Consider the following 21,362-nt stretch of genomic DNA (forward strand, 5'->3'; position numbering starts at 1 on the left):
CTGCTGAACAGCACGTTCGGCACGACCGCGGTCACCGACCAGCTCGTCGTCGGCATCGCCAAGATCACCGTCAACACCAAGTAGCACCCCACCCGGGCCAGACCCCGGGACGCACCACCTGCGATCGCAGCAGAACGCATCGACGGCCTCGTCTCCCTCCGGGGAGCCGAGGCCGTCGGCGCGTCCGGGGGTGGATCCGGGCGAGCGCGTCAGCGGAAGTCGCCCACCTGCCGCTCGACCGGGACGGTGCCCGGCATGACGACGTCGCCGGTGTGGGCGGTGGTGACGGTCTCGATGAGGACGATCTCGACCTCCTCGTCGGCGACCGGGTTGTGCAGGACGCCCCGCGGTACGACGTGGAACTGACCCGGACCGACCGCGACCTCCTGGTCGTCGCGCAGCTGGAGCCGGAGCCGGCCCGAGACGACGAGGAACATCTCGTCCTCCGCGTCGTGCGCGTGCCACGTCAGCTCGCCCCGCGGCTTCGCGACCTCCACGTACTGGTCGTTCACCCGCCCGACGACACGAGGTGTCCAGTGGACGGTCACCTCGCGGACCTCGGCGGCGAGATCGATCACGGGAGGATGCGTCGTGGGCCCATCCTCCGCCGCTCCGAGGGTCTCAGCCGATGTGACCTCGAAGCCGGCGACGCCGCGGGTCACCGTGCCGGTCGCGAGCGGGAAGAGGTGAGCGGTCCCCAGTCCCTCGCCATGGAGGGTGACGACGCCGTCCTCGAGGGCACCACCGTCGAGGTCGGCCCCGACGCCGCCTCGCTCCTCACCAGCACGTTCGGCACCACCGCGGTCACCGACCAGCTCGTCGACGGCATCGCCGAGATCGCCGTCAGCATCGAGTAGCACCCCGCCCGGCACCGCCGGGACGCACCACCTGCGATCACAGCAGGAGGCATCGACGGCCTCGTCTTCCTCCCGCGGGTCAGCCCTCGTCCGTGAACTCGTACATCCAGGAGCTCGGACCCGATCCTGTCCTCGCCGCGTCGCGTGCCGCGAGCGGCAGCACGACGCGGTCCCGGAGGAGCGAACCCACCGGACCCAGCAGCTTGCTGCGGTCGAGGAGGGTGCCCTGCGCGATGATCCTCGCGACCCGCTCGTCCCGTCGCCGGGCCAGGGACGCCACGACGTCGGTCGGCGAGCTCGTCGACCCGATGATCCGTCCGAGGACCACGGCGTCCTCCAGCGCGAGGGACGCGCCCTGCCCCGACGTGGACGGCATGGTGTGGGCGGCGTCGCCGACGAGGACGCACCGGCCCGACCCCCATCGCGCCTGGGGCGCGGCGCGTGCGGAGAGCCGGGCGACGAGCCGCGGGGCCTCCGCCACCAGGTGCTCCACCGGCAAGGCATCCGGAGCGGCGAGACGCACCACCGCCTCCGCCCACTCGTCGGGGGACAGGTGCGCGGCCGACGCCGCTCCCCCGGGGAGAGCCGAGAGCCGGGGGTTGGCGAACCACCACGTCGACCCGTCGCGGAGAGCCACCGTGGCCACGAAGCAGTCCCGTCCGAACCGGAACTGGAGCGTCCCCGCGGGTGCGGCGTACTCCTCGGGGAGCGACGCGGCAGCGGCGGATCCGACGATGTCGACCATCGTGGGCGCGGCCGGGGCAGCTGCGGGATCCGGCGGGAGGATCGTGGCCCGGACCGCCGAGCGGACGCCGTCCGCGCCGATCACCAGGTCCGCCGAGTGCCGCTCGCCCGTCGCGGTGACGAGCGAGGCGCCGTGCACGTCCTGCTCCGCGGAGGTCACGCGTGCTCCCCGGATGATGTCGACGCCCTGGCGCTCGGCCTCCTGCCGGAGGATCCCGTGCAGCTCCGCCCGCATGAGCGTGCGCGCCGACGGCCCCCGCCCCGGTCGCGGGCCGAAGGGCATGTCCGCGGTGGTCCGCCCGTCGGCGGCGTGCGTCCGGAGCCGGCCCGACGGTTCGCCCAGCCCGCTCGCGACCTCGCCGAGTCCGAGTGCCTCGAGGGCTGCCATGCCGTTGCCCGCGACCTGCAACCACGATCCGGCCTCGTCGGTCGCGGCGTCGCGCCTCTCGAGGACCGTCGCCGCGATCCCGGCGCGCCGGAGCGCCACACCGCACGCGAGACCCGCGATGCCGCCGCCGGCGATCAGCGCCCGCATCGGCACCCGCCTCCGTTCCGAACGGCCATGCGATCCTCCGAACGCGGTCGATGCACGGCGCCCGCCGGCGGATCGGCGTGACGCCTGACCGGGAAGGGGCGGGGGACCGGGGACGGGAAGCGGTCCGCGTCCCGCTGGGACCGTGCGCATCCATCGTGGGCGCAGGCCCCTCCGGGCGGCGGCGTCCGTGCACAGGCGTCCCGCGCATCGATCCGCCGCGGCCCGACCATCCAGCGGGCCTCAGCCGATCGTGACCTCGAAGCCGGCGACGCTGCGGGTCACCGTGCCGGTCGCGAGCTCGACGAGGAGCGTGGTCACCGTGGAGTCGCGCGGGTTCCGCGGGTAGTCGTCGCTGGCGCCGCGCGCGGGATCCGGCACGGTCTCGAGCAGGGCGAACCGGCCGTTCGGGGTGACGGTGAGGCCCGTGATGCGGGTCGCGGGATCCGCGGGCACGTACACGTCGCTCGCCTTCCCGTCGCGCACCACGACGAGGCGCTGCGTGGCGGTGCCGGTCGCGGGATCCAGCGCCGTGCGCACGCGGAGCACCGCGCCGTCGTCGCCGGGCACGAACGAGATCGCGCCGTCGTACTGCAGGTCGCCGCCGCCGGTCTCGGTGGGCAGCGTCGTCTGCTGGGCCGTGCGCAGGTCGATCTCGGTCGTCGAGCCCGGATCCGTGACCGCGAGCCGCGTGCCGTCCGCGGAGAACGGGCCGAGGGTCCCGTGCCGGCCGAGCGGGACGATGGGCGACGACCCGTCGATCGTCACGAGGTAGAGGTCGCCGTCCTGCCCGTGCGCGACGAGCTGCGGGCGGCCGGGCACGAAGCCCCAGGCCTGCGCGCTGATCGGCTGGCCGTCGAGCCCGACGACGGGCGTCGGGGCCGCGCTGGCGGCGACGTCGTCGACCATGAGCGTGTCGTCGTACGGCCCGCCGTCCGTGCTCGTGAAGCGGAATCCGACCATGCTCCCGGCGTCCTCGGCATGGAGGTCCTGGAGCGTGCCACGGCCGGGGAGCGGCAGGTCGACCTGGCCTGATCCGTCGAGGGCCCCGATCATGAGGCCGTTCGTGCCGTCGTCCTGGAGCGTGGCCACCACGAGCGACTTCCCGACGACCGCGTACTCCTGGATCTTCGTCGCCTCGAACACCACGTCGCTCGCGCCCTCGCGGTTGCCGGCGACGTCCTGCCGCACGATGCGGTCGGCCTCCTGCGCTCCGCCGCGGACGAGCACGTACATGCCCGGGTCGCCCGTGCGGAACCCCGTGCGGAGGTCGGACGCGGGGCCGCCGCCGACGCCCTGGACCCCGTCGATCGACACCGTGTAGTCGGCGTCGTAGGCGAGCGGCCGGGTGAAGTCGATGATGATGCGGTCAGCCTGCGTGTCGACGGTGAAGTCGGCGCCGGGCTCCATCCGGATGCGCGACGCGTCGACGGGCTGGACTGGCCGGTTCGCCGCGAGCACGAGCCGCTGGCGGGACTGCTGCACGACGGCGAGCGGATCCACGTCGGTGCGCACGAGCCGCGGCCCCTGGCTGCCGGCGACCGCGAGCAGGCCGCCGCAGACGATCGCGAGCACGAGGATCACGGCGGTGAACGCTCGGCGGAAGGCGCGCGGGGAGGCGGGGACGTCGGTCACGGGCGGCTCAGTAGACGTAGGGGTCGGCGGGCTGGTCGACCGGCTCGACGCCCTGCGGCATGACGGCGAGCGGCTGCCGGCTCTTCGCGCTCGGGTTCGACGCGAACGGGCCCGTGACGCGCACCCACTCGTCCGTCTGAAGCGTCGAGGCCCAGCCGGGCTGGTAGACGGGGACGCCGACGGGCTGCGCGTCGACCGCGCAGCAGGTGACGACGAAGCGGGTCACGTAGAAGACGTCGTCGGGATCGTCGGGGTCGGCGCTCACGAAGCCCGTGATGTCGACGGACTTCGAGGTGAAGAACGTCGGATCCGTGGTCTGCGCCAGGAGCTGCGACCAGTCCTTGACGCCCAGCGTCGAGAAGTCGCTGGTGCCGAGGAGCTCCTGGTCGGGCGCGGCGTCGGAGGCGACCGAGCTCGAGTTGAGAGCGCGCTGCGTGACGGTGCTCTGGGTCAGCGTGCGCGGAGGGAGGACGAGGACGGCGACGACCGTGATCGTGACGACGGCGGCGACGGCCACGCGGGAGGCGCGGGCACGCAGGGAGGAGCGGCGCGCGGCGGCGGGGTCGCCCGGCGCGGGGGATCCGTGGTCGTGGTCGTGCTCCTCCGCGGCGTCGGCGGGGCGGAGCGCGAAGCCGGCGACCGTGGCGACGAGGCCGATGACCGCCATGATCGCGGTGAAGACGAAGTACCGCGGGTGGATGTAGAGGCCGAGCTGGCCCGTGATCGTGAGCCACAGCGTCGAGACGATGCAGGCCGCGAGCAGCACGAGGCCGACGGTGGAGGAGGCGCGGCCGCCCGCGGCGCGACGGCGGGCGCGGGCGCGACGGAGGACGTCCGTGGTCCGGTCGCGGGGCGCGCGGGCGTCCCGGTCGTCAGGCGATGGCATTGACACCCCATCCCAGCGCGAGGCTGATCAGCGCGACGACCGAGGTGATCATCACGAGCGTGCGGGTCGAGTAGGTGGTGCGCATGAGCGCGAGCATCTTCACGTCGATGACCGGCCCGAACACCAGGAAGGCGACGATGCCGCCGGGCAGGAACACGGATCCGAACGAGAGCACGAAGAACGCGTCGACGTTGGAGCAGACCGAGACGACGAACGCGAGGAGCATGAGCGCGAGCACCGAGAGGATCGGGCTGCCGCCGAGCGTGACGAGCACCTCGCGCGGCACGGCGACTTGGATGAGGCCGGCCAGCAGGGATCCGATGACGAGCGCCGGCATGATCGTCGTCGCCTCGCGGCCGAACAGCGAGATCGACTTCCGCATGCGGGCGCCGCCGTGGGCGTGCGGATCCGGGAGGGCGCACTCGGCGCGGAACTCGTCGGTGAGCAGGCGGTCGGGCTCGGGATGGAGGCTGAACAGCCAGCCGACCACGTTCGCGATGAGGAAGCCGCCGACGAGGCGGGCCACGAGGATCAAGCCGTCCCAGCCGAAGGCCGCGTGCGTCGTGATGATGGTGATCGGGTTGAGGATCGGCGCCGCCAGCAGGAACGTGATCGACTCCGGCACCGTGAAGCCGCGCACGACGAGACCCCGCGCGAGCGGCACGTTGCCGCACTCGCAGACCGGCAGAGCCATGCCGAGGAACGAGATGCAGGCGCGGCGCGCGAAGCGGTTGTGCGGCAGGCGGCGCTCGATGACGCCGGGCGGCACCCACACCTGCACGACGATCGACAGGACGATGCCGAGGATCACGAACGGCAGCGACTCCACGATGACGCTGACGGAGAGCGTGACGAGGTCCTGGATCCGGTCGGGCAGCACGCTGTCGCCGAGCGCGGGGGAGGCGGCGCGGAGGGCGAGGAGGAGGACGAGGGCGAGGCCCGTCGCGAGGCCGGTGCGGATGCCCGTGGGGGAGGCGCGGGCGGGGCGCGGGGCGTCATGGGGGTGCTCGTGGTCGTGCGGGGGCGCGGGGGCGCGGTCGTCGCGGGGGCGGATCGCGGTCGCCGTCGCGGCCGCGGTGGCGGCTGCCGCGGCACCACCGGAGGAGCTCCTGGCGTCGGATCCGTCGGAGGGCCCGGCCGCGCGGTCCCGGCGTGCGCGGGGCGCTCGCTCACGGCGCGGGCGTGCGGGCCGGTCGAACGGCGAGGCGGTGTCGTCGTCCGGCGCGAACGGGTCGTGCCGGTCCGTCATCGCGGACCCGTGGCGCGGGGCCGGGGTCCGACGGGGGCGCGCACGGGATCCACCCTAACCGCGCTGAGAAGCGTCCTCAGCAGGCGGGGCGGCGGGTCAGCGGAAGGCGTCGGGGGCCTGCGGGCAGCGGAACGCGATGGCGCCGTCGTTCGACGATGCCTCGGGGTACCAGGGGTCGTCCGACCGCTCGCGGGCGATGAAGTCGGCGAGGTCCGGCACCTCGCCCTCGTACGCCGCGCCCTCCGACGAGTAGCACGGGAGCAGGAAGTCGACGTAGTACCGGTGCAGGTACGCGAGCGCCGCATCGGTGATGAGCCCCTGGGGGCGCATCGGGAAGCGGACCTCGCAGGCGTAGCTGGTCACGGACGGGGTCGCGGAGCTGCTGAGGCGGATGTCGTCGCCCGCTCCGATGACCCGGACGTCCACGCCCGCGTCGCGGAGGCACGACGCCTGCTGTCGGACCCGATCGGCGCCCTCGGCGATGCGCTCCATCGCGACCTCGGGTCGCCGGGCATCCGGCTCCCTGGACAGGAGCATCTCCCAGGACGAGTCCGCGCTCTCCTGCAGGCGCGCGGCCGTCTCCGCGTCGCTCAGGCTGGCGTACAGCCGCGCCGGCGGCTCCGCCGTGAACGCGGGCACCGGCACGCCGATGCGGGGATCCGGCGTGCTCGGCGGACCGGGCGTCGACGTCGGCTCCTGGGATCGCCAGCTGTCGTCGTCGACGAAGAGGCCGGACGCGGATGCGGTGCCCAGCCCGACGACGACGAGCGCGCCCGCGAGCACCGCGGCGAACACGCCGGGTCGGAGGAGCCGGCGGCGGCGCGGGACGAGCGGGCGCGCCCGGGGATCCGAGGCCTGCCCGGCCGTGGCCACGACGTCGTCCGACGCGGGCGGGGTCACCGCCGGTCCCGACGTCGGAGCGGCCGCTCCGGCCTCGGCGGCGAGCAGCTCCCGGCCCTCGCCGACGAGGCGATGCTCCTCGACCAGCAGCGCGACGAGAGGTGCGGGGAGCGCGTCGACCCCGAGCCCGGAGTCGAGTCGGATCCCCTCGGGCACGTCCACGAGCGGGGCATCGCCGTCCTCGCGACCGTAGGCGGCCTGGCGGAGGTCGACGAGGGCGCGGGCGGCGGCCGGATCGTCGCGCAGCCGACGACGCAGGGCCTCGGCAGGCGAGGCCGCGGCGTTCACCGGTACGCCGCCGGGAGCACCGGGCACGCGGCGGCCAGCTGCTCGTCCATGCCGTCGGGGAACGGGGTCCAGGGGCGTTCGGCGCGCACGGCGGCGATGAAGTCGTCGACGGCCGGGACCTCGCCGACGTACGGCTCGCCCTCCGCGGCGTAGCAGGGCAGCAGGAAGGAGAGGTAGTAGTCGTGGATGTAGGCGAGCTCGGCGTCGGTGCGGGGGCCGGCCTCGCGCTGCGGGAAGCGGACCTGGCACGCGTAGACGGCGACCGGATCCGCGTCGGTGAGGCTGTAGCTGTCCTGCCCGATCACGGACGCCGTGACGCCCGCCTCCCGCAGGCAGGCCACCTGCTGATCGATGAACTCCGCCTCGTCGACGAGGCGCTCCATCCGCACGTCCGGCCGCACCGCGTCGGGCTGCTGCTCGAGGACGAGGCCCCATGCCCGGTCGGCACGGACGCGCAGGTCCTCGGCCAGCTCCGCCTCGGTCTGCGGGACCTCGACGGGCGGATCCGCGGTGAAGTCGGGGACCACGGATCCGCGTCGGCCGTCCGGGGTGCCCATCGCCTGTCCGCGTGGGGTGGAGGTCGCGGTGACGGCGGAGCCGACGTCCTCGGAGGTCGGGGGCGATGCGGAGGTGCGGTCGTCGAAGGCGCCGGCCGTGGAGGCGACGCCGATGCCGATGACCAGCAGGATCCCGGCGGCTGCCCCCGCGAGGACGCCGGGGCGGAGACGACGGCGGGCGCTCGGGCCGGGCGCAGGAGGCGTCCCGTCGGCGTCGGGCTCCGCGTCGGCCTCGGGTGCGGTGGTCGCCTCCATGGCCGCGACCACCGGCCGCTCCGCCGCCAGCAGGGCCGCGCCCTCGTCGACGAGCCGCGCCTCCTCCACGAGCAGGGCCACGAGCGGCGCCGGCAGCCGGGCCTCGTCGTAGCCGGTGCGCGCGCGGAGGTCGGCGGGGACCTCGACCAGCGGCGCGGTGGATCCGTCGCGGCCGTAGGCGGCGCGGCGCAGCTCCTCGAGGCGGTGCGCGGCGGCGGGATCGTCGCGGAGGCGCCGGGTGAGCGCGGCGTCGGGGGCGTCGAGCGGGTCGGTCATGCGGCCTCCTCGTCGCGGGCCCCGGCGCCGCGGCCGAGCGGTGGTGCCGATACCGCTCAGGCTACGGCGGCGGATCCCGCACGGCGAGGCCCCGTCCGGGTCACGGCCGGGCGGCCCGTACCCTGGGCGGGTGGCCACCACCGTCATCGCCTGGATCATGACTGTCGCCGGTGCCCTCGTCACCCTCGACGCGCTGGCCACGGTCGTCGTCGCGCGGCGTGCCGGCCGCCGGATCGCCCGCCGGACGTGGCCGCAGCTCGCCGTCGGGGTCTTCGGGCTCGCGTTGGGCGTCCCGCTCCTCGTCACCTCCTGACCGCGCCGTCGCGGGCGGATCGCGCCGCCGGATCGGGTCGTCGCGGCCGGATCGGGCCAGGATCCGGACATGACCATCGACGACCGCCCCGCCCTCTCCGACGCCCAGCTCACCGCGCGCGACCACGTCCCCGGGCTCGTCCACCACGTCGTGCTGTTCTGCCTCCGGGACGACACGGCGCCCGCCGACCGCGACGAGGTGGAGCGGCGGTTCCGGGCGCTCGCCGACTCGCCGCATCCGGACGGCTCGGGGCCGTACATTCGCTCGCTGCACGCCGGTCGGCAGTCGAGCCCCGAGGGCGTCGGTCGCGGATTCGAGCTCGCCTTCGTGCTGACCTTCTCGTCCGAGGGCGACCGCAACCTGTACCTCGGCGAGCCGCTGATCGCGGATCCGTCGCGCATCGACGCGCAGCACGCCGCCTTCAAGGACTTCGTCGGGCCGCTGCTCGCGCCGGATCCGCACGGGGTGCTGGTGTTCGACTTCATAGAGGCGTCGTCGACGTCCGGCGGGGCATCCGCGGGGGCGTCCGCGGGCTGATCATGCGCCCCCGATGCGCGCCGCGCCGCCGCGGTCGACACGCGGGGTCGTGTCGGCGACCACCCTGGCCAGGACGTCCTCCCGCCCACCGACGAGACGAGTCCCGTGACCGCAGCCGCTCCCCACCCCGCCCCCGCATCGTCCGCGAGGGCGGACGGCATCCCGGATCCGCGCCTCGACGCGCAGACGCGCGACCCCCGCAGCTGGCTCCCCGCCGTGGCGGCGGCCCTCCTCGGGTGGGCCGCCCTCGGGATCGCGCTGGGTCTCGCCATCGGCATCGCCGAGGCGGTGACGCGCGCGACCGGCGCGGACGAGATCGTCGAAATGGCGCTGCAGGCCGTGCTGATGTCGGCGCTCGCCGTGTCCGCCGTCGTGCTCCTGCGGCGACGGCTCGACCGCAGGAGCCTCGCGAGCCTCGGCCTGTCGCGGCGGATAGGGCGGCCCCTGGCGCTGGGCGTCGGGGTGGGAGCGCTCACGGGAGCCGTCGTCTGGGTCCCGGCGGGACTCCTCGGCTGGATCCGCGTCGACGACCTCGACCTCGTCGCGTTCGCCGGCTTCCTCCTCCTCAACGGCATCGTCCTCGCGTTCTACGAGGCGATCCCGGAGGAGCTCGCCTTCCGCGGGTACATGTGGACGAACCTGCGCGACGGTCTCGGCCTCGTGGCGGCGACGATCCTCACGACCGCGCTCTTCCCCCTCCTTAGCGTGGTAATCGCGCCGGTCCGCTGGATCGTGGACGTGCTGACGGGCGCCGATCCGGATCCGCTCTCGGTCACCCCCGGGAGCGGCCAGGACCCGATCGTCTTCGTCGTGCAGCTCGTGCTGTTCGGCCTCGCGCTCATCGCCGCTCGGCGGATCCCCGTGGAGGGCGCGGTGCTGGTGGCGGTGGCGTTCCACTGGACGCAGCTCACGGTGACCCGGGCGGTCCTCGGTGGCATGAGCTGGACGCCGTCCTTCGGGGACGTCGTGTTCGTCGAGCCCGACGCGATCGTGCTGGTGCTCGTGCACATCGTGCTCGGCGGTGCCGTCTTCGTCGCGGTGCGGAAGGCGTGGGAGTGGCGGACGCCCGAGCTGCGGGTCCCGCGCGGAGCCCGCGTCCAGGAAACCGACCTACGGTAGGTAGGGCCATGCGATCGCATGGATCGGTGGCTCCGCCCACGAGACGCGGGCCGCCGCCCCACTCGTCAGGAGACCCCATGACCACCACCCGCTTCACCGACAAGGTCGTCCTCATCACCGGCGGAGGTTCCGGCCTCGGCCGCGCCGCCGCCGTCCGCCTCGCCGCCGAGGGCGCGCGCCTCGCCCTCGTCGACATCTCCGAGGGCGGCTTGGCCGACACCGTCGCCGCCGTCACGGCCGCGACGCCGGACGCCGAGATCCTCACCGTTCTCGCCGACGTGTCGAAGGAGTCCGACGTCGACGCGTACGTGGGCCAGACCGTCGAGCGCTTCGGCCGCATCGACGGCTTCTTCAACAACGCCGGCATCGAGGGCCGCCAGAACCTCACCGAGGACTTCACGGCCGCCGAGTTCGACAGGGTCGTCGCGATCAACCTCCGCGGCGTGTTCCTTGGACTCGAGAAGGTCCTCGCCGTCATGCGCGAGCAGGGCTCCGGCATGGTCGTGAACACCGCGAGCGTCGGCGGGATCCGCGGCGTCGGCAACCAGTCCGGCTACGCGGCCGCGAAGCACGGCGTCGTCGGCCTCACCCGCAACTCCGCCGTCGAGTACGGGCAGTTCGGCATCCGCATCAACGCCATCGCGCCGGGAGCCATCTGGACGCCCATGGTGGAGGCGTCCATGAAGCAGAGCGACGCGGACGACCCGCGGGGCTTCGCCGAGCAGTTCATCCAGGGCAACCCCACCAAGCGCTACTGCGAGGCCGAGGAGATCGCCTCGGTCGTCGCGTTCCTGCTCTCGGACCACGCGGCGTACGTCAACGCGGCCGTGCTGCCGATCGACGGCGGGCAGTCCGCGAAGTACTGACGGGATCCGGCCGCGTCGGCTGCGCAGGCCCCCGACGCGGTCGCTGCAGTCCGCGCGCTCAGCCGAACGGCGCCGTCGGGACCTGGCAGCTCACGGGCTGGCCGGGCGCCGCGGTCGAGGTCGCGATCTCCTTCACGCCGTCGACGAGGATCCGGCAGGTCAGCGCCTCGCCGTCCGCCGGCGTCGCCTGCACGAACGCCCAGTCCTCGGCGGTGACGACGGACTCCACCGACCAGACCGAGCTCGCGGAGTCGTCGCCGGGCGCGAGCGACGCCTGCCCGACCTCCTTCACGATCGACGGGCGTCCGCGATGGGAGGCCTCGGCGTACGAGACGTCCGTCAGGCCGCCGTCGGCGGGCCCGGCGGTCGTCACCTCGTAGGTGATCGCGTAGATGTCGGCGAGGTCGTCGGTGATGCCCGAGCAGCCGGCGAGGGCGAGCGACGCGGCGGCGACGGCGAGGGCGAGGCCGGAGCGGCGGCTCACGCTGCGAGGTGAAGCGGAGGTCATGCCCCCAGTCTGGCGAGCATGCGGCCCCGATCTCGTCCGTCGCAGGTGCCGGGGCCGGAGCGCGACGAGCACCCGGGTGCCACTCGCGCGAGATCCGCTGCCAGGACGGCCGACGTGGTCGAGGCGGCACCGCAGGTCGCGCTCGGCTCCTCAGGCGACCGCGCTCCGCAGCGGCGCCGTCGCGAACTCGCGCATGCCCTCCTCGAAGGTCATGCGCGGCTCCCAGCCGAGCTCCGCGCGGAGCCTGTCGGACGAGGCCGTGATGTGGCGCACGTCGCCCAGCCGGTACTCGCCCGTGGTGACGGGCGCGGATCCGCCGGCCTCCCGTGCGAGCGCCTCCGCCATCTCGCCGATGGTGTGCACGGTGCCGCTGCCGACGTTGAAGGCCCGGAAGGATCCCGCCTCGCGTTCCGCGGTCCAGACGAGCGCGGCGAGGTTCGCGCCGGCGACGTCGCGGACGTGCACGAAGTCGCGGCGCTGCCGACCGTCCTCGAAGACGCGCGGGGCCTCGCCGCGTGCGAGCGCCGAGCGGAACAGCGACGCGACGCCCGCGTAGGGCGTGTTCTGCGGCATGCCCGGCCCGTAGACGTTGTGGTAGCGGAGGGCGGCCGCGCGGCCGCCCGTGGCGCGGGTCCACGAGCTCGCGAGGTTCTCCTGCGCGAGCTTGGTGGTGGCGTAGACGTTGCGCGGATCCAGCGGCACGTCCTCGCCGATGAGCGTGGGTACGAGCGGCTCGCCCGTCGCGGGATCGACCGGGTCGAAGAGCCCCGCGTCGAGGTCGGCGACGCGTCGCGCAGGCGGCCGCACCGGCCCGTAGGCGCCCTCGTATGCGCCCTCGCCGTAGACGACCATCGAGCTCGCGAGCACGAGCCGGTCGATGCCCGCGCGGGTCATCGCGGCGAGGAGCACCGCGGTGCCCCCGTCGTTCGTGGCGACGTAGTCGGGGGCGTCGAGGAAGTCGACGCCGAGGCCGACCTTCGCGGCCTGATGGCACACGACGTCGACGCCGTCGAGCGCGCGGGCCACGGCATCCGGATCGGTGACGTCACCGTGGACGAGCTCCACGCGCGGGTCGATCTCCGGCGCGCCGCCGTGCACGTCGGCGCGCAGCGAGTCGAGCACGCGCACGCGCCGCCCCTCCTCGAGCGCGGCCTGGACGATCGCGCCGCCGATGAACCCGGCGCCTCCCGTGACGAGGAGGATCCCGTCGCTCACGAGCGCGCGCCCGTCGGGTCGGTCGCGCCGGCGTCGCCGGTCGCGCCGGTGACGGGCCGCCCGAGCACGGACGCGACGGCGTCCGGGTCGATGAGCGGCCGGCCGCGGTAGTCGTCGGGGATCGCCCGGACGACCGCCTCGATCGCCCGCACGATGCGCGGCTGCGCGTCCCGCAAGCGGGCGAACACCAGGTCGGCCGTGACGGCGTCGCCCTGCTCGCCGGGCAGGGGCGCGAGGCCTGCGTCCGCGTCGGTGACGAACGACAGGTTGACCGTGCCGATGTTGAGCTCCGACGCCAGCACGACCTCGGGGTACTGCGTCATGTTCACGATGTGCGCGCCCGCCTGGCGGAACCACAGCGACTCGGCGCGCGTCGAGAAGCGCGGGCCCTGGATCACGACGACGGTGCCCGAGGTGCGCAGCGGCCCCGCGGGATCCGCCCGGTCGCCGCCCTCGAGCTCCACGAGCGCGGCGGCTGCGCGGGCGTGCAGCTCGGGGTCGAAGGGATCCGCGGCGGAGAGGTGCTGCACGACGCCGGCGTCGAAGAAGGTGTCGGGGCGGCCCCACGTGCGGTCGAGGAGCTGGTCGGTGAGCACGAGCGATCCCGGCGGGTAGTCCGGCGAGACGCCGCCCACGGCCGACGACGACACGATGGCGGAGACGCCGAGCGACGCGAGCGCCCAGATGTTCGCCCGGTAGTCGATGAGGTGCGGCGCGACCGAGTGGTCCGCACCGTGCCGGGTGAGGAACGCGACCCGGCGCCCGGCCAGCTCGCCGACCGTCACCTCGCTCGAGGTGGGGCCGAACGGCGTCTGGATCCGGTGCGACTCGCTGGTCGCCGGGTCGAGGAGGGAGTACAGGCCGGATCCGCCGATGACGCCGACCTCCGCGCGGGGGACGGATGCGGCGGTCGCCGGGGCGGGGGTGTCGGTCACGTCGTGCTCCTTCGGGTCGTCGCCCCAGTCAATCAGGCCCGCCCGGGCGTCCCGGCCCGGGCGCCCGCATGCGGCTCGTGCACACCCCACCTTATTGAGAATCATTCGCGACTAGTCTTGACGCACCCCGACCGGAAAGCCGTGCCCGATGCCCTCCTCCCTCCCGCAGATCCTCGACGCACTCGTGATAGGGGCCGGCCCAGCCGGCCTCGGCACCGCCATCGCCCTCGACGCCGTGGACGGGCTGCGCTCCGGAGTGGTGGAGCGCGGATCCGTCGGCGAGACCTTCCGGCGCTGGCCGGAGCGCCAGCGCTTCCTCTCCCCGTCGTTCACCGGTAACGGGTTCGGTGCCACGGACCTGAACGCGATCCACCCCTCCACCTCGCCCGCGTACTCGCTGGGCGTCGACTACCCGAGCGGATCCGAGTACGCGCGGTACCTCGCCGGAGTCGCCCGGCACTTCCCCGTGCCGCTCATGACCGGGACGGAGGTCACCGAGGTCACGCCCGGCGACGACGGCTTCCGCGTCGAGACGAACCGCGGAACGGTGGGGGCGCGCACGGTCGTGTGGGCGGGAGGCGAGTTCCACGATCCCGCTGCGGCGCGCTTCGCGGGCGGGCAGCTCGCTGACCACTCGGCGGCGGCGGCGGCGTGGGAGCCCCGCACCGGCCGGCTCGTCGTCATCGGCGGCTACGAGTCCGGCATCGACATCGCGTGCCACCACGTCGCGCTCGGCGCGGAGGTGACTGTCGTCGATCCTAAGCATCCCTGGGCGCCGGGCAGCGGATCCGACCCGTCGTACCGCCTGGCGCCGCGGTCCGTGCAGCGCCTCGCCGCCGCGGTCGCGACCGGCCGTCTGACCCTCGTCGGCGACGCGCGCGTCGTCGGCATCCGGCCGGCGGGCGCCGGCCACCTGGTGCAGGTCTCCGGGGCCACGGCCCTCGACTCCGACTCACGCCCTGTCCTGGCCACCGGCTTCGGCCCGGGCCTCGGACCCGTGTCCGAGCTCTTCGCGCGACGCGACGACGGGTGGCCGCTCCTGACGGAGGACGACGAGTCGACGGTCGTCCCCGGCCTCTTCCTGTCCGGGCCCGCGGTGCGCCACGGGGACGTGCGCTTCTGCTTCGTCTACAAGTACCGCCAGCGCTTCGCGCACATCGCCCGGGTGATCGGCGAGCGGCTGGGCGCCGACTGCGCGGGCCTCGAGCTGTGGCGCGAGGCCGGGATGCTGACGGACGACCTCAGCTGCTGCGGCGTGGAATGCGCATGCTGAGCGGGAGCGGCCGGGTCGGCGGGAGCGGCGGTGTCGGCGCGGACGGCGGGAGCGGTGGCGTCCGCGCGGACGACGCGTCGTCGGGAGGCGGGGACGCGACGCGACCGGCCCTCACGGACGGCGTCCGGATCCCCGCCCGCTCCCTCCTCCTCTTCCTCGGCGCGATCGCGCTCGGCTCGCTCGTCGGCATCGCGAGCCCCGACACGGGGGCGGCGCTCGGTGACGGGGTGGATCCCACCGTGCTGGTGCTCGTGACCGTCCTGTTCTCCGAGCTCGACCTCTCCGGCCTCCGGCGCTTGCGACTGCGCGGAGCGTCGCGGGTGCTCGGCGCCGCCTGGCTCGCGAACTTCGTGCTCATGCCCCTGCTGGGCTTCGGGATCGCCTCGCTCTTCCTGTCCGGCGCCCCGCTGCTGTTCGCGGGCGTCGTCATCTACTTCACCGCGCCGTGCACGGACTGGTTCCTGGGCTTCACCCGGCTGGCGGGCGGCGACACGTCCCTCGGGGCGGTGCTCCTCCCGATCAACATGGTCACGCAGCTGCTGGCCTATCCCTTCCTCCTCAGCGCGCTCGTGCACACGCCGGCCGTCGCGGATCCCCTCGTGATCGCGGAGACGCTCGTGCGCTGGTGCGTCGTGCCCGCGTCGCTCGCCCTCGGGATCCGGCTGGCGGTCGCGCTGCTGCTTCCGCGCGGCGCGGGCCTCCGCATCCGCGCGGTCACGGGCCGACTCGTGCCACTGGTCATCGCGGCCCTCATCGTGCAGATCTTCGCGGCGAACGTCGGCACCATCCGTGACCACGCGGATGCGTTCGCGGCGCTGCTCGGGGCGGTGATCCTCTTCTTCGCCCTCGGCTACACGCTGGTGGACCGGATCGCCCGCGCGCTCGGATTCGCCCACCCGCAGCGTGCGCTCCTCGCGATGACCACCGCGGCGCGCAACGCGCCGCTCATGCTGGCGCTGACGACGGTGGCGCTGCCGGACGAGCCGCTCGTCGCGGCGTCCATCGTGATCGGCATGCTCATCGAGTTCCCGCACCTCGCGGGCATCACGTGGCTCCTCACCCGACGGCGCCCCGCGCGGGTGAGGCGGATCGCCGCTCGCGAACCCGCGCCCACCGTGTGATGCGGACGGGGGCCGGAGCGCCGTGCGATGCGGGTCAGTTGAGCGGCCGCGTCCCCTTGGGCAGCGCGCCGCCCGCGTAGAGGTCCTTCGCCGTGTCCTGGAGCGCGGTCAGCGCGACGCGCTGGGTCCACGGGCCGTAGGAGATGCGTCCGACGCCGAGCTCCTCGAAGCGCGCGGGGGAGAGGGATCCGGGGACGCCGATGACCGTGAGCCGCTGCGGGCCGACGGCCTCGACGAGGGTGCGCACCTCGTCCTCCGTGAGCGGGCCGGGCACGAAGACGCTCGTGGCGCCCGCCGCCATGTAGGCGCGGGTGCGCTCGACGGCGTCGGCGAGGACGTCGGACCGGTCGCGATCGCCGCCCAGGACGTACGCGTCGGTGCGCGCGTTGAGCGCGAACGGCACGCCCTCGGCTTGCGCGGCGGCGACGGCCGCCTCGACCGCGCGCACCGAGTCGGCGAGGGGGCGCATGCCGTCCTCCAGGTTCGCGCCGACGACGCCCACGCCGATGGCGCGGCGCACGGTCTCGCCCGCGTCGCCGTAGCCCGACTCGAGGTCGGCGGAGACCGGCTGCTCGACCGCGGCGACGATGCGGCCGATCATGTCGAGGTGGAGGTCGAGCGGGATCCTCTCGCCGTCCTCGTAGCCGAAGGTGGCGGCGATGGAGTGGCTCGCGGTGGCGAGCGCCCTGGTCTCGGGGAGCGAGCCGATGGCGGCAGCCGAGACGGCGTCCCACACGTTCACCACCCTCAGGAGCTCGGGTGCGGTGTGGAGGTCGACGAGGGTCTGCCCGAGGGCGGCGATGGTCATGCCCCAACCCTAGGACGGCCGGGACGTGCGTGACAGGGGCGGGTTCGGGAGGCGGACACGCGGCATTGCGCAAGTTTGCCCTCAGCTCACCGGGGATTGATTTGCGCGTTCCCTGCGACGTATTTTGACCCGAGTCAGCATGCGTTTGAATCCGGCAACGCCGAGAAGTGCAAGGCAGATTGGAAATGCCAACATTCCGGGAATTCCGATTCCGGCGCCAAGGGTCTCGTCGTTGCCACTGATCGCGGCCCCAACAATCAACGTGATAAAACTGATAGCAGTCAACCACGAAGCTATGGCGAGGAGTGAAACGCGAGCACGAGCACGAGATTTTTGAATTGCATGCTCCTGCGACGCCACTGTCGTCTTTTCTGCCTTTAAGTCTCTCAAGATCGGCACGTCGATAAGTGGATTGCTGACGGTTACGAGGAACGGCTCGCTTGCCTGGAATGGAACTTGGACGCGGAAGTCAGTCCGGAGCAGTCTCGTCGGAATCCGAAACTCGGTCGGTGATGTGAATGCCGGCGACCACTGGGGGGCCGTCTCGGTCACTCCAAATTGTGGAGATACAGGGGCGCTGAATACGAAGACTATCGGATGGCCACTGTCAAACTGCGCTGAGGGAATGTCTGCTCTTCCGGTTGACCACACCAGCAATCGCATTAATGTCCCATCCGACGTGTCTGCCTGCGGACTCCACGGGGCGATCGCGTAGCGAAGCTCTCGTTTGGGGTGATTCTGCCGGTGGGAGTAGATAGAAATAGCAAACGCGACCATGACGCCGATGATGCCGATGAGATTCTCCATGCAAACAGCATGGCAGGTCAAAACGGCGGCGGGTGATTTTGGAGAATCGCGATGTGCTGATCTTGCCAAATCGCACTAGCGCGGGTGGTCCGCGGCGGATCCCACGGCCGAGACGCCCAGGCCCGCGCCCGCGGTGAGGAGCGCGAACGCCGCCACGAGCAGAAGCAGGCCGAGGTCGGCTCCGCACGTGTTTGCGGCGACCCCGATCGCGGCGGCAAGCAGCACGGCGGCGATCGCGGCGGTCACGCGTCGGCGGACGGCGGCGCGGCGCTCGTGCGGATCCATGCGCACAGGCTCCCGCGCGCGACCGGTGCGCGGCAAGGCCCGCGGGCGGATCCTTCGCCGGCGACCGGCGGAGCACGCGGAGACGCTCGGCATCGACCCGTGAGCACGCGGCCGCGTCGGGGATGATGGGCTCATGACCCCCGACCGCCCCGCGGACCGCCGACGACGCACGGTCGACGCGCACCGCGCGGCCGTCTCCGCGCTCCTCGCCCCGCTCGCCGAGCTGCCCGCGGAGGAGCTGGCCGTCGATGCCGCGGCGCTGGCGGCGGATCCGCACCGCTTCGCCGACCGGGTGCTCGCTCACGACGTCACGAGCCCCATCGACCTGCCGCCGTTCCGCAACTCGCAGATGGACGGCTACGCGGTGCGGGCCGCCGACCTGGCCGACGCGGGCGGCGCGCGTCCCGCCGTGCTCCGCATCGCGCCCCGGATCCCCGCGGGCGTAGCCCCCGCGCCGCTCGCACCCGGCACCGCGGCCCCCTGCATGACCGGCGCCCCCGTCCCGCCCGGCGCCGACGCGATCGTGCCCATCGAGGCCGCGACCCCCGACCGCTTCGTCGACGAGCAGGCGGCCGACGCGACCGTCTCCTTCGCCGAGCCCGTGGATCCGGGTGCCTTCGTCCGCGCGCAGGGCAGCGACCTCGCCGCGGGCGCCGTGCTCGTCGCCCGAGGCACGCGCCTCCTCCCGGCGCACTGGGGCGTGCTCGCCTCCGCCGGCGTCGCGACCGTCGCCGTGCGCCGTCGTCCCGTCGTGCTCCTCCTCTCCACCGGGCTCGAGCTGCGCGGCCGCGGCGAGGAGCTCGCGCCCGGGCAGATCCACGACGCCAACTCCGTCGCGCTCGCCGCCGCGCTCGCGGACGCCGGGGTGGAGGTCCGCGCGCTGCGGGTCGCGTCCGACGACGCCGACCGGGTGCGCGACGCGATCCGCGACGCCGCCGGCGTCGACCTCCTGATCACGACGGGCGGCGTGAGCGCCGGCGCGTACGAGGTCGTGCGCGACGTGCTCGCGGGCGGCGGCGTGGAGTTCGTCTCCGTCGCCGTGCAGCCGGGCGGGCCGCAGGGTCTCGGGACGGCGGAGATCGGCGGGCAGCGGATCCCCGTGGTCGCCTTCCCCGGCAACCCCGTGAGCGCGCTGGTCTCGTTCGAGCTGTTCCTCCGCCCGGTGCTGCGCGCGCTCGCCGGGCACCAGCGCCCGGATCGCCCGTCCCGCGAGCTGCCGCTCGCCGCGCCGCTCGACTCGCCCGCCGCCAAGCACCAGGTGCGGCGCGGGCGCCTCGACGCCGACGGCCGGGTCGTCGCGGTCGGCGGCCCCGGATCCCACCTCCTGCACGCGTACGCGACCGCCACCCACCTCGTCCACATCCCTGCGGGCGTCGACCGGCTCGAGGCCGGCGACCCCGTCACCGTCTGGAGCATCGATGACTGATCCCGCCACGACTGATCCCGCCACGACCGAGCCCGCCACGACCGAGCCCGAAGCGGCCGCGGCCGCGCCGTCCCTCACCCACCTGCGGCAGGACGGATCCGCGCACATGGTCGACGTCACCGACAAGGCCGTCACCAAGCGCCGGGCCGTCGCGCAGGCCGTGCTCGTGACGCGGCCCGAGGTGGTCGCGGCCGTGATCTCGGGCGACCTCCCCAAGGGCGAGGCCGTCGGCACGGCGCGCATCGCGGGGATCATGGCGGCGAAGCAGACGTCCAGCCTCATCCCGCTGTGCCACCCGCTGCCCATCGGCCGCATCGAGATCGACATCACGGGCGACGACGACCGGCTCACGGTGGTCGCGTCCGTGAGCACCACGGGCGTCACGGGCGTCGAGATGGAGGCGCTGACCGCAGCCTCGGTCGCGGCGCTCACGCTGTACGACATGGTCAAGGCGGTGGACGCCCGGGCCGTGATCACCGACGTGCTCGTGCGCGAGAAGCAGGGCGGCAAGTCCGGCGACTGGGCCCGGCCGTGAGCGCGGCGGATCCTCGCGGCCGCGCCGTCGTGATCGTCGCCTCCACGCGCGCCGCGGCGGGGGAGTACCAGGACCGCACGGGTCCCGTCATCGCCGCCTGGCTCGCCGAGCGCGGGTACCGGGTCGGCGCGCCGATCGTCCGCGCCGACGGGCCGGGGGTCGCCGCGGCGCTCGCCGAGGCCGTCGCGGGCGGCGCGCGTGTGATCCTCACCACGGGCGGCACGGGCATCACCCCCACCGACCGCACGCCCGAGGCGACCCGGCCGCTGCTCGACCTCGAGATCCCCGGGATCATGGAGGAGGCCCGCCGCATCGGCACGGCCCACACACCCACGGCCGTGCTCACGCGCGGGCACGCGGGTCTCGCGCGCGGCACGTTCGTCATGAACCTGCCGGGCTCGCCGGGCGGCGTGCGCGACGGCCTCGGGCTCCTCGACCGGATCCTCGACCACGTGCTCGAGCAGGCACGCGGCGCGGTGCACCCGTCGACGGACCCGGCCGCTGGCACCGCCCGCCCGGACGCCGCACCGGACGCGGGGGCCCGCGCGTGACCGCCGACCGCGTGCTCTTCGCCCGCATCGCGGGCGGTGCGATCCGCGTCGAGGACTGCGCCGACGCCGTGCGCGCCGACGACGCCGGCGCCGTCGTCACCTTCGAGGGCGTCGTGCGCGACCACGACGACGGACGCGGCGTCCTCTGGCTCGACTACTCCGCGCATCCGGCCGCCCGCCAGGCGATCCGGCAGGTCGCGCTCGACGTGTCCGCCAGGTATCCGGAGGTGCGCATCGCCGTCGAGCACCGCATCGGACGGCTCGGCATCGGCGACGTCGCGCTCACCTGCGCCGTGTCCTCCGCGCACCGGGCCGACGCGTTCGCCGCGTGCGGACTGCTGGTGGACGAGGTCAAGCAGCGCGTCCCCATCTGGAAGCAGCAGGCCTTCGACGACGGCACGAGCGAGTGGGTGGCGTCGCTCGGCTGACGCGGCACGGTTCGCATCTGCCGTCGGAAGGCCCCGGCCTGGGTACGGACGCGTCCGAGCGACGAGCATCTGATCTACGTTCGGGTACCGGCGATCGCCGGACCCCGACCGAAGGGCACATCGTGCAAGGACGCGCGTATCTCGCAACGGCAGTCATCGCCGTAGGAATCATAGGCGCATCAGCCGCTCCGGCTCTCGCCGAGAACAGCTACCGCCCGGTCGACTGCCACTGCTACTGGGACTACGGCACGCAGACCAATTCCGTCTTCGACAAGCGCGTCTACTCGCATTACGAGACGGACGTCCACTACCACTCGGCGACTGTCCGATGCCCGGACGACAGCAACTCGGACAAGGAATACGCGGCGGCAGGCGTGCGTGCGAGCGCCGAGGTCCATTGCTCGCCCTTCCAGCACGGATACGCGTATTGGGACAACTACTGAGCACGACGGACGC

25 protein-coding genes are annotated in these 21,362 nt (G+C 73.8%); 12 read left to right on the top strand and 13 right to left on the bottom strand.

What is annotated here, in order from left to right:
• Positions 1 to 209: 209 nt before the first annotated feature.
• Positions 210 to 578 carry a cupin domain-containing protein gene (locus tag HDR73_RS01160; RefSeq protein ID WP_041464682.1) on the bottom strand — a complete coding sequence of 123 codons (369 nt, stop codon included), beginning with the start codon at positions 576 to 578 and terminating at the stop codon, positions 210 to 212.
• 108 nt (positions 579 to 686) lie between these two features.
• On the opposite strand from HDR73_RS01160, the gene HDR73_RS01165 reads away from it, so the two are divergent.
• Positions 687 to 857, top strand: a complete 171-nt coding sequence (locus tag HDR73_RS01165; protein ID WP_012299777.1) for a hypothetical protein — start codon at positions 687 to 689, stop codon at positions 855 to 857.
• 79 nt (positions 858 to 936) lie between these two features.
• On the opposite strand, the gene HDR73_RS01170 is transcribed toward HDR73_RS01165, so the two are convergent.
• The 6 genes from HDR73_RS01170 to HDR73_RS01195 form a co-directional block, all read right to left on the bottom strand.
• Complete coding sequence (locus HDR73_RS01170) at positions 937 to 2,136, bottom strand: FAD-dependent oxidoreductase (protein ID WP_041464680.1); 1,200 nt, start codon at positions 2,134 to 2,136, stop codon at positions 937 to 939.
• A gap of 240 nt (positions 2,137 to 2,376) precedes the next feature.
• A complete protein-coding gene (locus tag HDR73_RS01175) occupies positions 2,377 to 3,768 on the bottom strand; it encodes a hypothetical protein (protein ID WP_012299775.1) in 1,392 nt (463 codons plus the stop codon).
• 7 nt (positions 3,769 to 3,775) lie between these two features.
• Entirely contained in the window at positions 3,776 to 4,654 is an 879-nt protein-coding gene (locus HDR73_RS01180) for a TIGR03943 family putative permease subunit (RefSeq protein WP_106408652.1), read from the bottom strand.
• Positions 4,641 to 5,534 (bottom strand): permease, encoded by an 894-nt coding sequence (locus HDR73_RS01185; protein ID WP_012299773.1) that lies wholly within the window; start codon positions 5,532 to 5,534, stop codon positions 4,641 to 4,643. Before HDR73_RS01185 ends, HDR73_RS01180 begins: the two co-directional genes overlap by 14 nt.
• 465 nt (positions 5,535 to 5,999) lie before the next feature.
• Positions 6,000 to 7,091, bottom strand: a complete 1,092-nt coding sequence (locus HDR73_RS01190; protein WP_012299772.1) for a hypothetical protein — start codon at positions 7,089 to 7,091, stop codon at positions 6,000 to 6,002.
• Entirely contained in the window at positions 7,088 to 8,179 is a 1,092-nt protein-coding gene (locus tag HDR73_RS01195; RefSeq protein ID WP_012299771.1) for a hypothetical protein, read from the bottom strand. Before HDR73_RS01195 ends, HDR73_RS01190 begins: the two co-directional genes overlap by 4 nt.
• Before the next feature lie 130 nt (positions 8,180 to 8,309).
• Here HDR73_RS01195 and HDR73_RS01200 point away from each other — a divergent pair, with 130 nt between their 5' ends.
• The 4 genes from HDR73_RS01200 to HDR73_RS01215 all read left to right on the top strand — a co-directional run bounded on the left by HDR73_RS01200 (position 8,310) and on the right by HDR73_RS01215 (position 11,014).
• Complete coding sequence (locus HDR73_RS01200; RefSeq protein WP_012299770.1) at positions 8,310 to 8,492, top strand: hypothetical protein; 183 nt, start codon at positions 8,310 to 8,312, stop codon at positions 8,490 to 8,492.
• Positions 8,493 to 8,561: 69 nt separating this feature from the next.
• Positions 8,562 to 9,029, top strand: a complete 468-nt coding sequence (locus HDR73_RS01205) for a Dabb family protein (protein ID WP_012299769.1) — start codon at positions 8,562 to 8,564, stop codon at positions 9,027 to 9,029.
• 105 nt (positions 9,030 to 9,134) lie between these two features.
• Positions 9,135 to 10,148, top strand: coding sequence for a CPBP family intramembrane glutamic endopeptidase (locus HDR73_RS01210; protein WP_012299768.1), 1,014 nt, complete (start codon positions 9,135 to 9,137; stop codon positions 10,146 to 10,148).
• Positions 10,149 to 10,225: 77 nt separating this feature from the next.
• The gene (locus tag HDR73_RS01215; RefSeq protein ID WP_041464679.1) at positions 10,226 to 11,014 is read left to right on the top strand and encodes a glucose 1-dehydrogenase; all 789 of its coding nucleotides are present in this window, start codon (positions 10,226 to 10,228) and stop codon (positions 11,012 to 11,014) included.
• Between the two features lie 58 nt (positions 11,015 to 11,072).
• Here the strand turns inward: HDR73_RS01215 and HDR73_RS01220 are convergent, their stop codons facing one another.
• The 3 genes from HDR73_RS01220 to HDR73_RS01230 form a co-directional block, all read right to left on the bottom strand.
• Entirely contained in the window at positions 11,073 to 11,522 is a 450-nt protein-coding gene (locus HDR73_RS01220; protein ID WP_012299766.1) for a hypothetical protein, read from the bottom strand.
• 150 nt (positions 11,523 to 11,672) lie between these two features.
• On the bottom strand, positions 11,673 to 12,737 hold the full coding sequence (locus HDR73_RS01225; protein ID WP_012299765.1) for an NAD-dependent epimerase/dehydratase family protein: 1,065 nt from the start codon (positions 12,735 to 12,737) through the stop codon (positions 11,673 to 11,675).
• Positions 12,734 to 13,672 carry an MTAP family purine nucleoside phosphorylase gene (locus HDR73_RS01230; RefSeq protein ID WP_049791940.1) on the bottom strand — a complete coding sequence of 313 codons (939 nt, stop codon included), beginning with the start codon at positions 13,670 to 13,672 and terminating at the stop codon, positions 12,734 to 12,736. The genes HDR73_RS01225 and HDR73_RS01230 overlap by 4 nt, the downstream gene beginning before the upstream one ends.
• Before the next feature lie 148 nt (positions 13,673 to 13,820).
• On the opposite strand from HDR73_RS01230, the gene HDR73_RS01235 reads away from it, so the two are divergent.
• Together HDR73_RS01235 and HDR73_RS01240 are read left to right on the top strand one after the other, a co-directional pair.
• Complete coding sequence (locus tag HDR73_RS01235) at positions 13,821 to 14,945, top strand: NAD(P)/FAD-dependent oxidoreductase (protein ID WP_012299763.1); 1,125 nt, start codon at positions 13,821 to 13,823, stop codon at positions 14,943 to 14,945.
• Positions 14,939 to 16,066 carry an arsenic resistance protein gene (locus tag HDR73_RS01240; protein ID WP_012299762.1) on the top strand — a complete coding sequence of 376 codons (1,128 nt, stop codon included), beginning with the start codon at positions 14,939 to 14,941 and terminating at the stop codon, positions 16,064 to 16,066. Before HDR73_RS01235 ends, HDR73_RS01240 begins: the two co-directional genes overlap by 7 nt.
• Before the next feature lie 34 nt (positions 16,067 to 16,100).
• Here HDR73_RS01240 and HDR73_RS01245 read toward each other — a convergent pair whose 3' ends face one another.
• The 3 genes from HDR73_RS01245 to HDR73_RS01255 form a co-directional block, all read right to left on the bottom strand.
• Entirely contained in the window at positions 16,101 to 16,874 is a 774-nt protein-coding gene (locus HDR73_RS01245) for an isocitrate lyase/PEP mutase family protein (RefSeq protein ID WP_012299761.1), read from the bottom strand.
• 81 nt (positions 16,875 to 16,955) lie between these two features.
• The gene (locus HDR73_RS01250) at positions 16,956 to 17,681 is read right to left on the bottom strand and encodes a hypothetical protein (protein WP_133064224.1); all 726 of its coding nucleotides are present in this window, start codon (positions 17,679 to 17,681) and stop codon (positions 16,956 to 16,958) included.
• Positions 17,682 to 17,756: 75 nt separating this feature from the next.
• Positions 17,757 to 17,966, bottom strand: coding sequence for a hypothetical protein (locus HDR73_RS01255; protein WP_041464678.1), 210 nt, complete (start codon positions 17,964 to 17,966; stop codon positions 17,757 to 17,759).
• A gap of 133 nt (positions 17,967 to 18,099) precedes the next feature.
• On the opposite strand from HDR73_RS01255, the gene HDR73_RS01260 reads away from it, so the two are divergent.
• The 5 genes from HDR73_RS01260 to HDR73_RS01280 all read left to right on the top strand — a co-directional run bounded on the left by HDR73_RS01260 (position 18,100) and on the right by HDR73_RS01280 (position 21,349).
• The gene (locus tag HDR73_RS01260) at positions 18,100 to 19,392 is read left to right on the top strand and encodes a molybdopterin molybdotransferase MoeA (RefSeq protein WP_012299758.1); all 1,293 of its coding nucleotides are present in this window, start codon (positions 18,100 to 18,102) and stop codon (positions 19,390 to 19,392) included.
• Positions 19,385 to 19,927, top strand: coding sequence for a cyclic pyranopterin monophosphate synthase MoaC (gene moaC / locus HDR73_RS01265; RefSeq protein ID WP_012299757.1), 543 nt, complete (start codon positions 19,385 to 19,387; stop codon positions 19,925 to 19,927). The genes HDR73_RS01260 and moaC overlap by 8 nt, the downstream gene beginning before the upstream one ends.
• Positions 19,924 to 20,478 (top strand): MogA/MoaB family molybdenum cofactor biosynthesis protein, encoded by a 555-nt coding sequence (locus HDR73_RS01270; RefSeq protein ID WP_012299756.1) that lies wholly within the window; start codon positions 19,924 to 19,926, stop codon positions 20,476 to 20,478. Before moaC ends, HDR73_RS01270 begins: the two co-directional genes overlap by 4 nt.
• Positions 20,475 to 20,906: a molybdenum cofactor biosynthesis protein MoaE gene (locus HDR73_RS01275; RefSeq protein WP_012039001.1), complete on the top strand. Its 432-nt coding sequence runs from the start codon at positions 20,475 to 20,477 to the stop codon at positions 20,904 to 20,906. Before HDR73_RS01270 ends, HDR73_RS01275 begins: the two co-directional genes overlap by 4 nt.
• 122 nt (positions 20,907 to 21,028) lie before the next feature.
• A complete protein-coding gene (locus tag HDR73_RS01280; protein WP_012299754.1) occupies positions 21,029 to 21,349 on the top strand; it encodes a lactococcin 972 family bacteriocin in 321 nt (106 codons plus the stop codon).
• The last annotated feature ends 13 nt before the right edge of the window (positions 21,350 to 21,362 follow it).

The organism is Clavibacter sp. (assembly GCF_014802555.1).
Lineage (GTDB): Bacteria > Actinomycetota > Actinomycetes > Actinomycetales > Microbacteriaceae > Clavibacter > Clavibacter sepedonicus.

What these genes read in the sequence shown, in the direction of transcription:
- HDR73_RS01170 (WP_041464680.1), bottom strand. Translation starts at nt 2,136, where the DNA reads ATGCGGGCGCTGATCGCCGGCGGCGGCATCGCGGGTCTCGCGTGCGGT.
- HDR73_RS01180 (WP_106408652.1), bottom strand. Translation starts at nt 4,654, where the DNA reads ATGCCATCGCCTGACGACCGGGACGCCCGCGCGCCCCGCGACCGGACC.
- HDR73_RS01195 (WP_012299771.1), bottom strand. Translation starts at nt 8,179, where the DNA reads ATGACCGACCCGCTCGACGCCCCCGACGCCGCGCTCACCCGGCGCCTC.
- HDR73_RS01205 (WP_012299769.1), top strand. Translation starts at nt 8,562, where the DNA reads ATGACCATCGACGACCGCCCCGCCCTCTCCGACGCCCAGCTCACCGCG.
- HDR73_RS01215 (WP_041464679.1), top strand. Translation starts at nt 10,226, where the DNA reads ATGACCACCACCCGCTTCACCGACAAGGTCGTCCTCATCACCGGCGGA.
- HDR73_RS01220 (WP_012299766.1), bottom strand. Translation starts at nt 11,522, where the DNA reads ATGACCTCCGCTTCACCTCGCAGCGTGAGCCGCCGCTCCGGCCTCGCC.
- HDR73_RS01235 (WP_012299763.1), top strand. Translation starts at nt 13,821, where the DNA reads ATGCCCTCCTCCCTCCCGCAGATCCTCGACGCACTCGTGATAGGGGCC.
- HDR73_RS01240 (WP_012299762.1), top strand. Translation starts at nt 14,939, where the DNA reads ATGCTGAGCGGGAGCGGCCGGGTCGGCGGGAGCGGCGGTGTCGGCGCG.
- HDR73_RS01245 (WP_012299761.1), bottom strand. Translation starts at nt 16,874, where the DNA reads ATGACCATCGCCGCCCTCGGGCAGACCCTCGTCGACCTCCACACCGCA.
- HDR73_RS01250 (WP_133064224.1), bottom strand. Translation starts at nt 17,681, where the DNA reads ATGGAGAATCTCATCGGCATCATCGGCGTCATGGTCGCGTTTGCTATT.
- HDR73_RS01255 (WP_041464678.1), bottom strand. Translation starts at nt 17,966, where the DNA reads ATGGATCCGCACGAGCGCCGCGCCGCCGTCCGCCGACGCGTGACCGCC.
- HDR73_RS01260 (WP_012299758.1), top strand. Translation starts at nt 18,100, where the DNA reads ATGACCCCCGACCGCCCCGCGGACCGCCGACGACGCACGGTCGACGCG.
- moaC (WP_012299757.1), top strand. Translation starts at nt 19,385, where the DNA reads ATGACTGATCCCGCCACGACTGATCCCGCCACGACCGAGCCCGCCACG.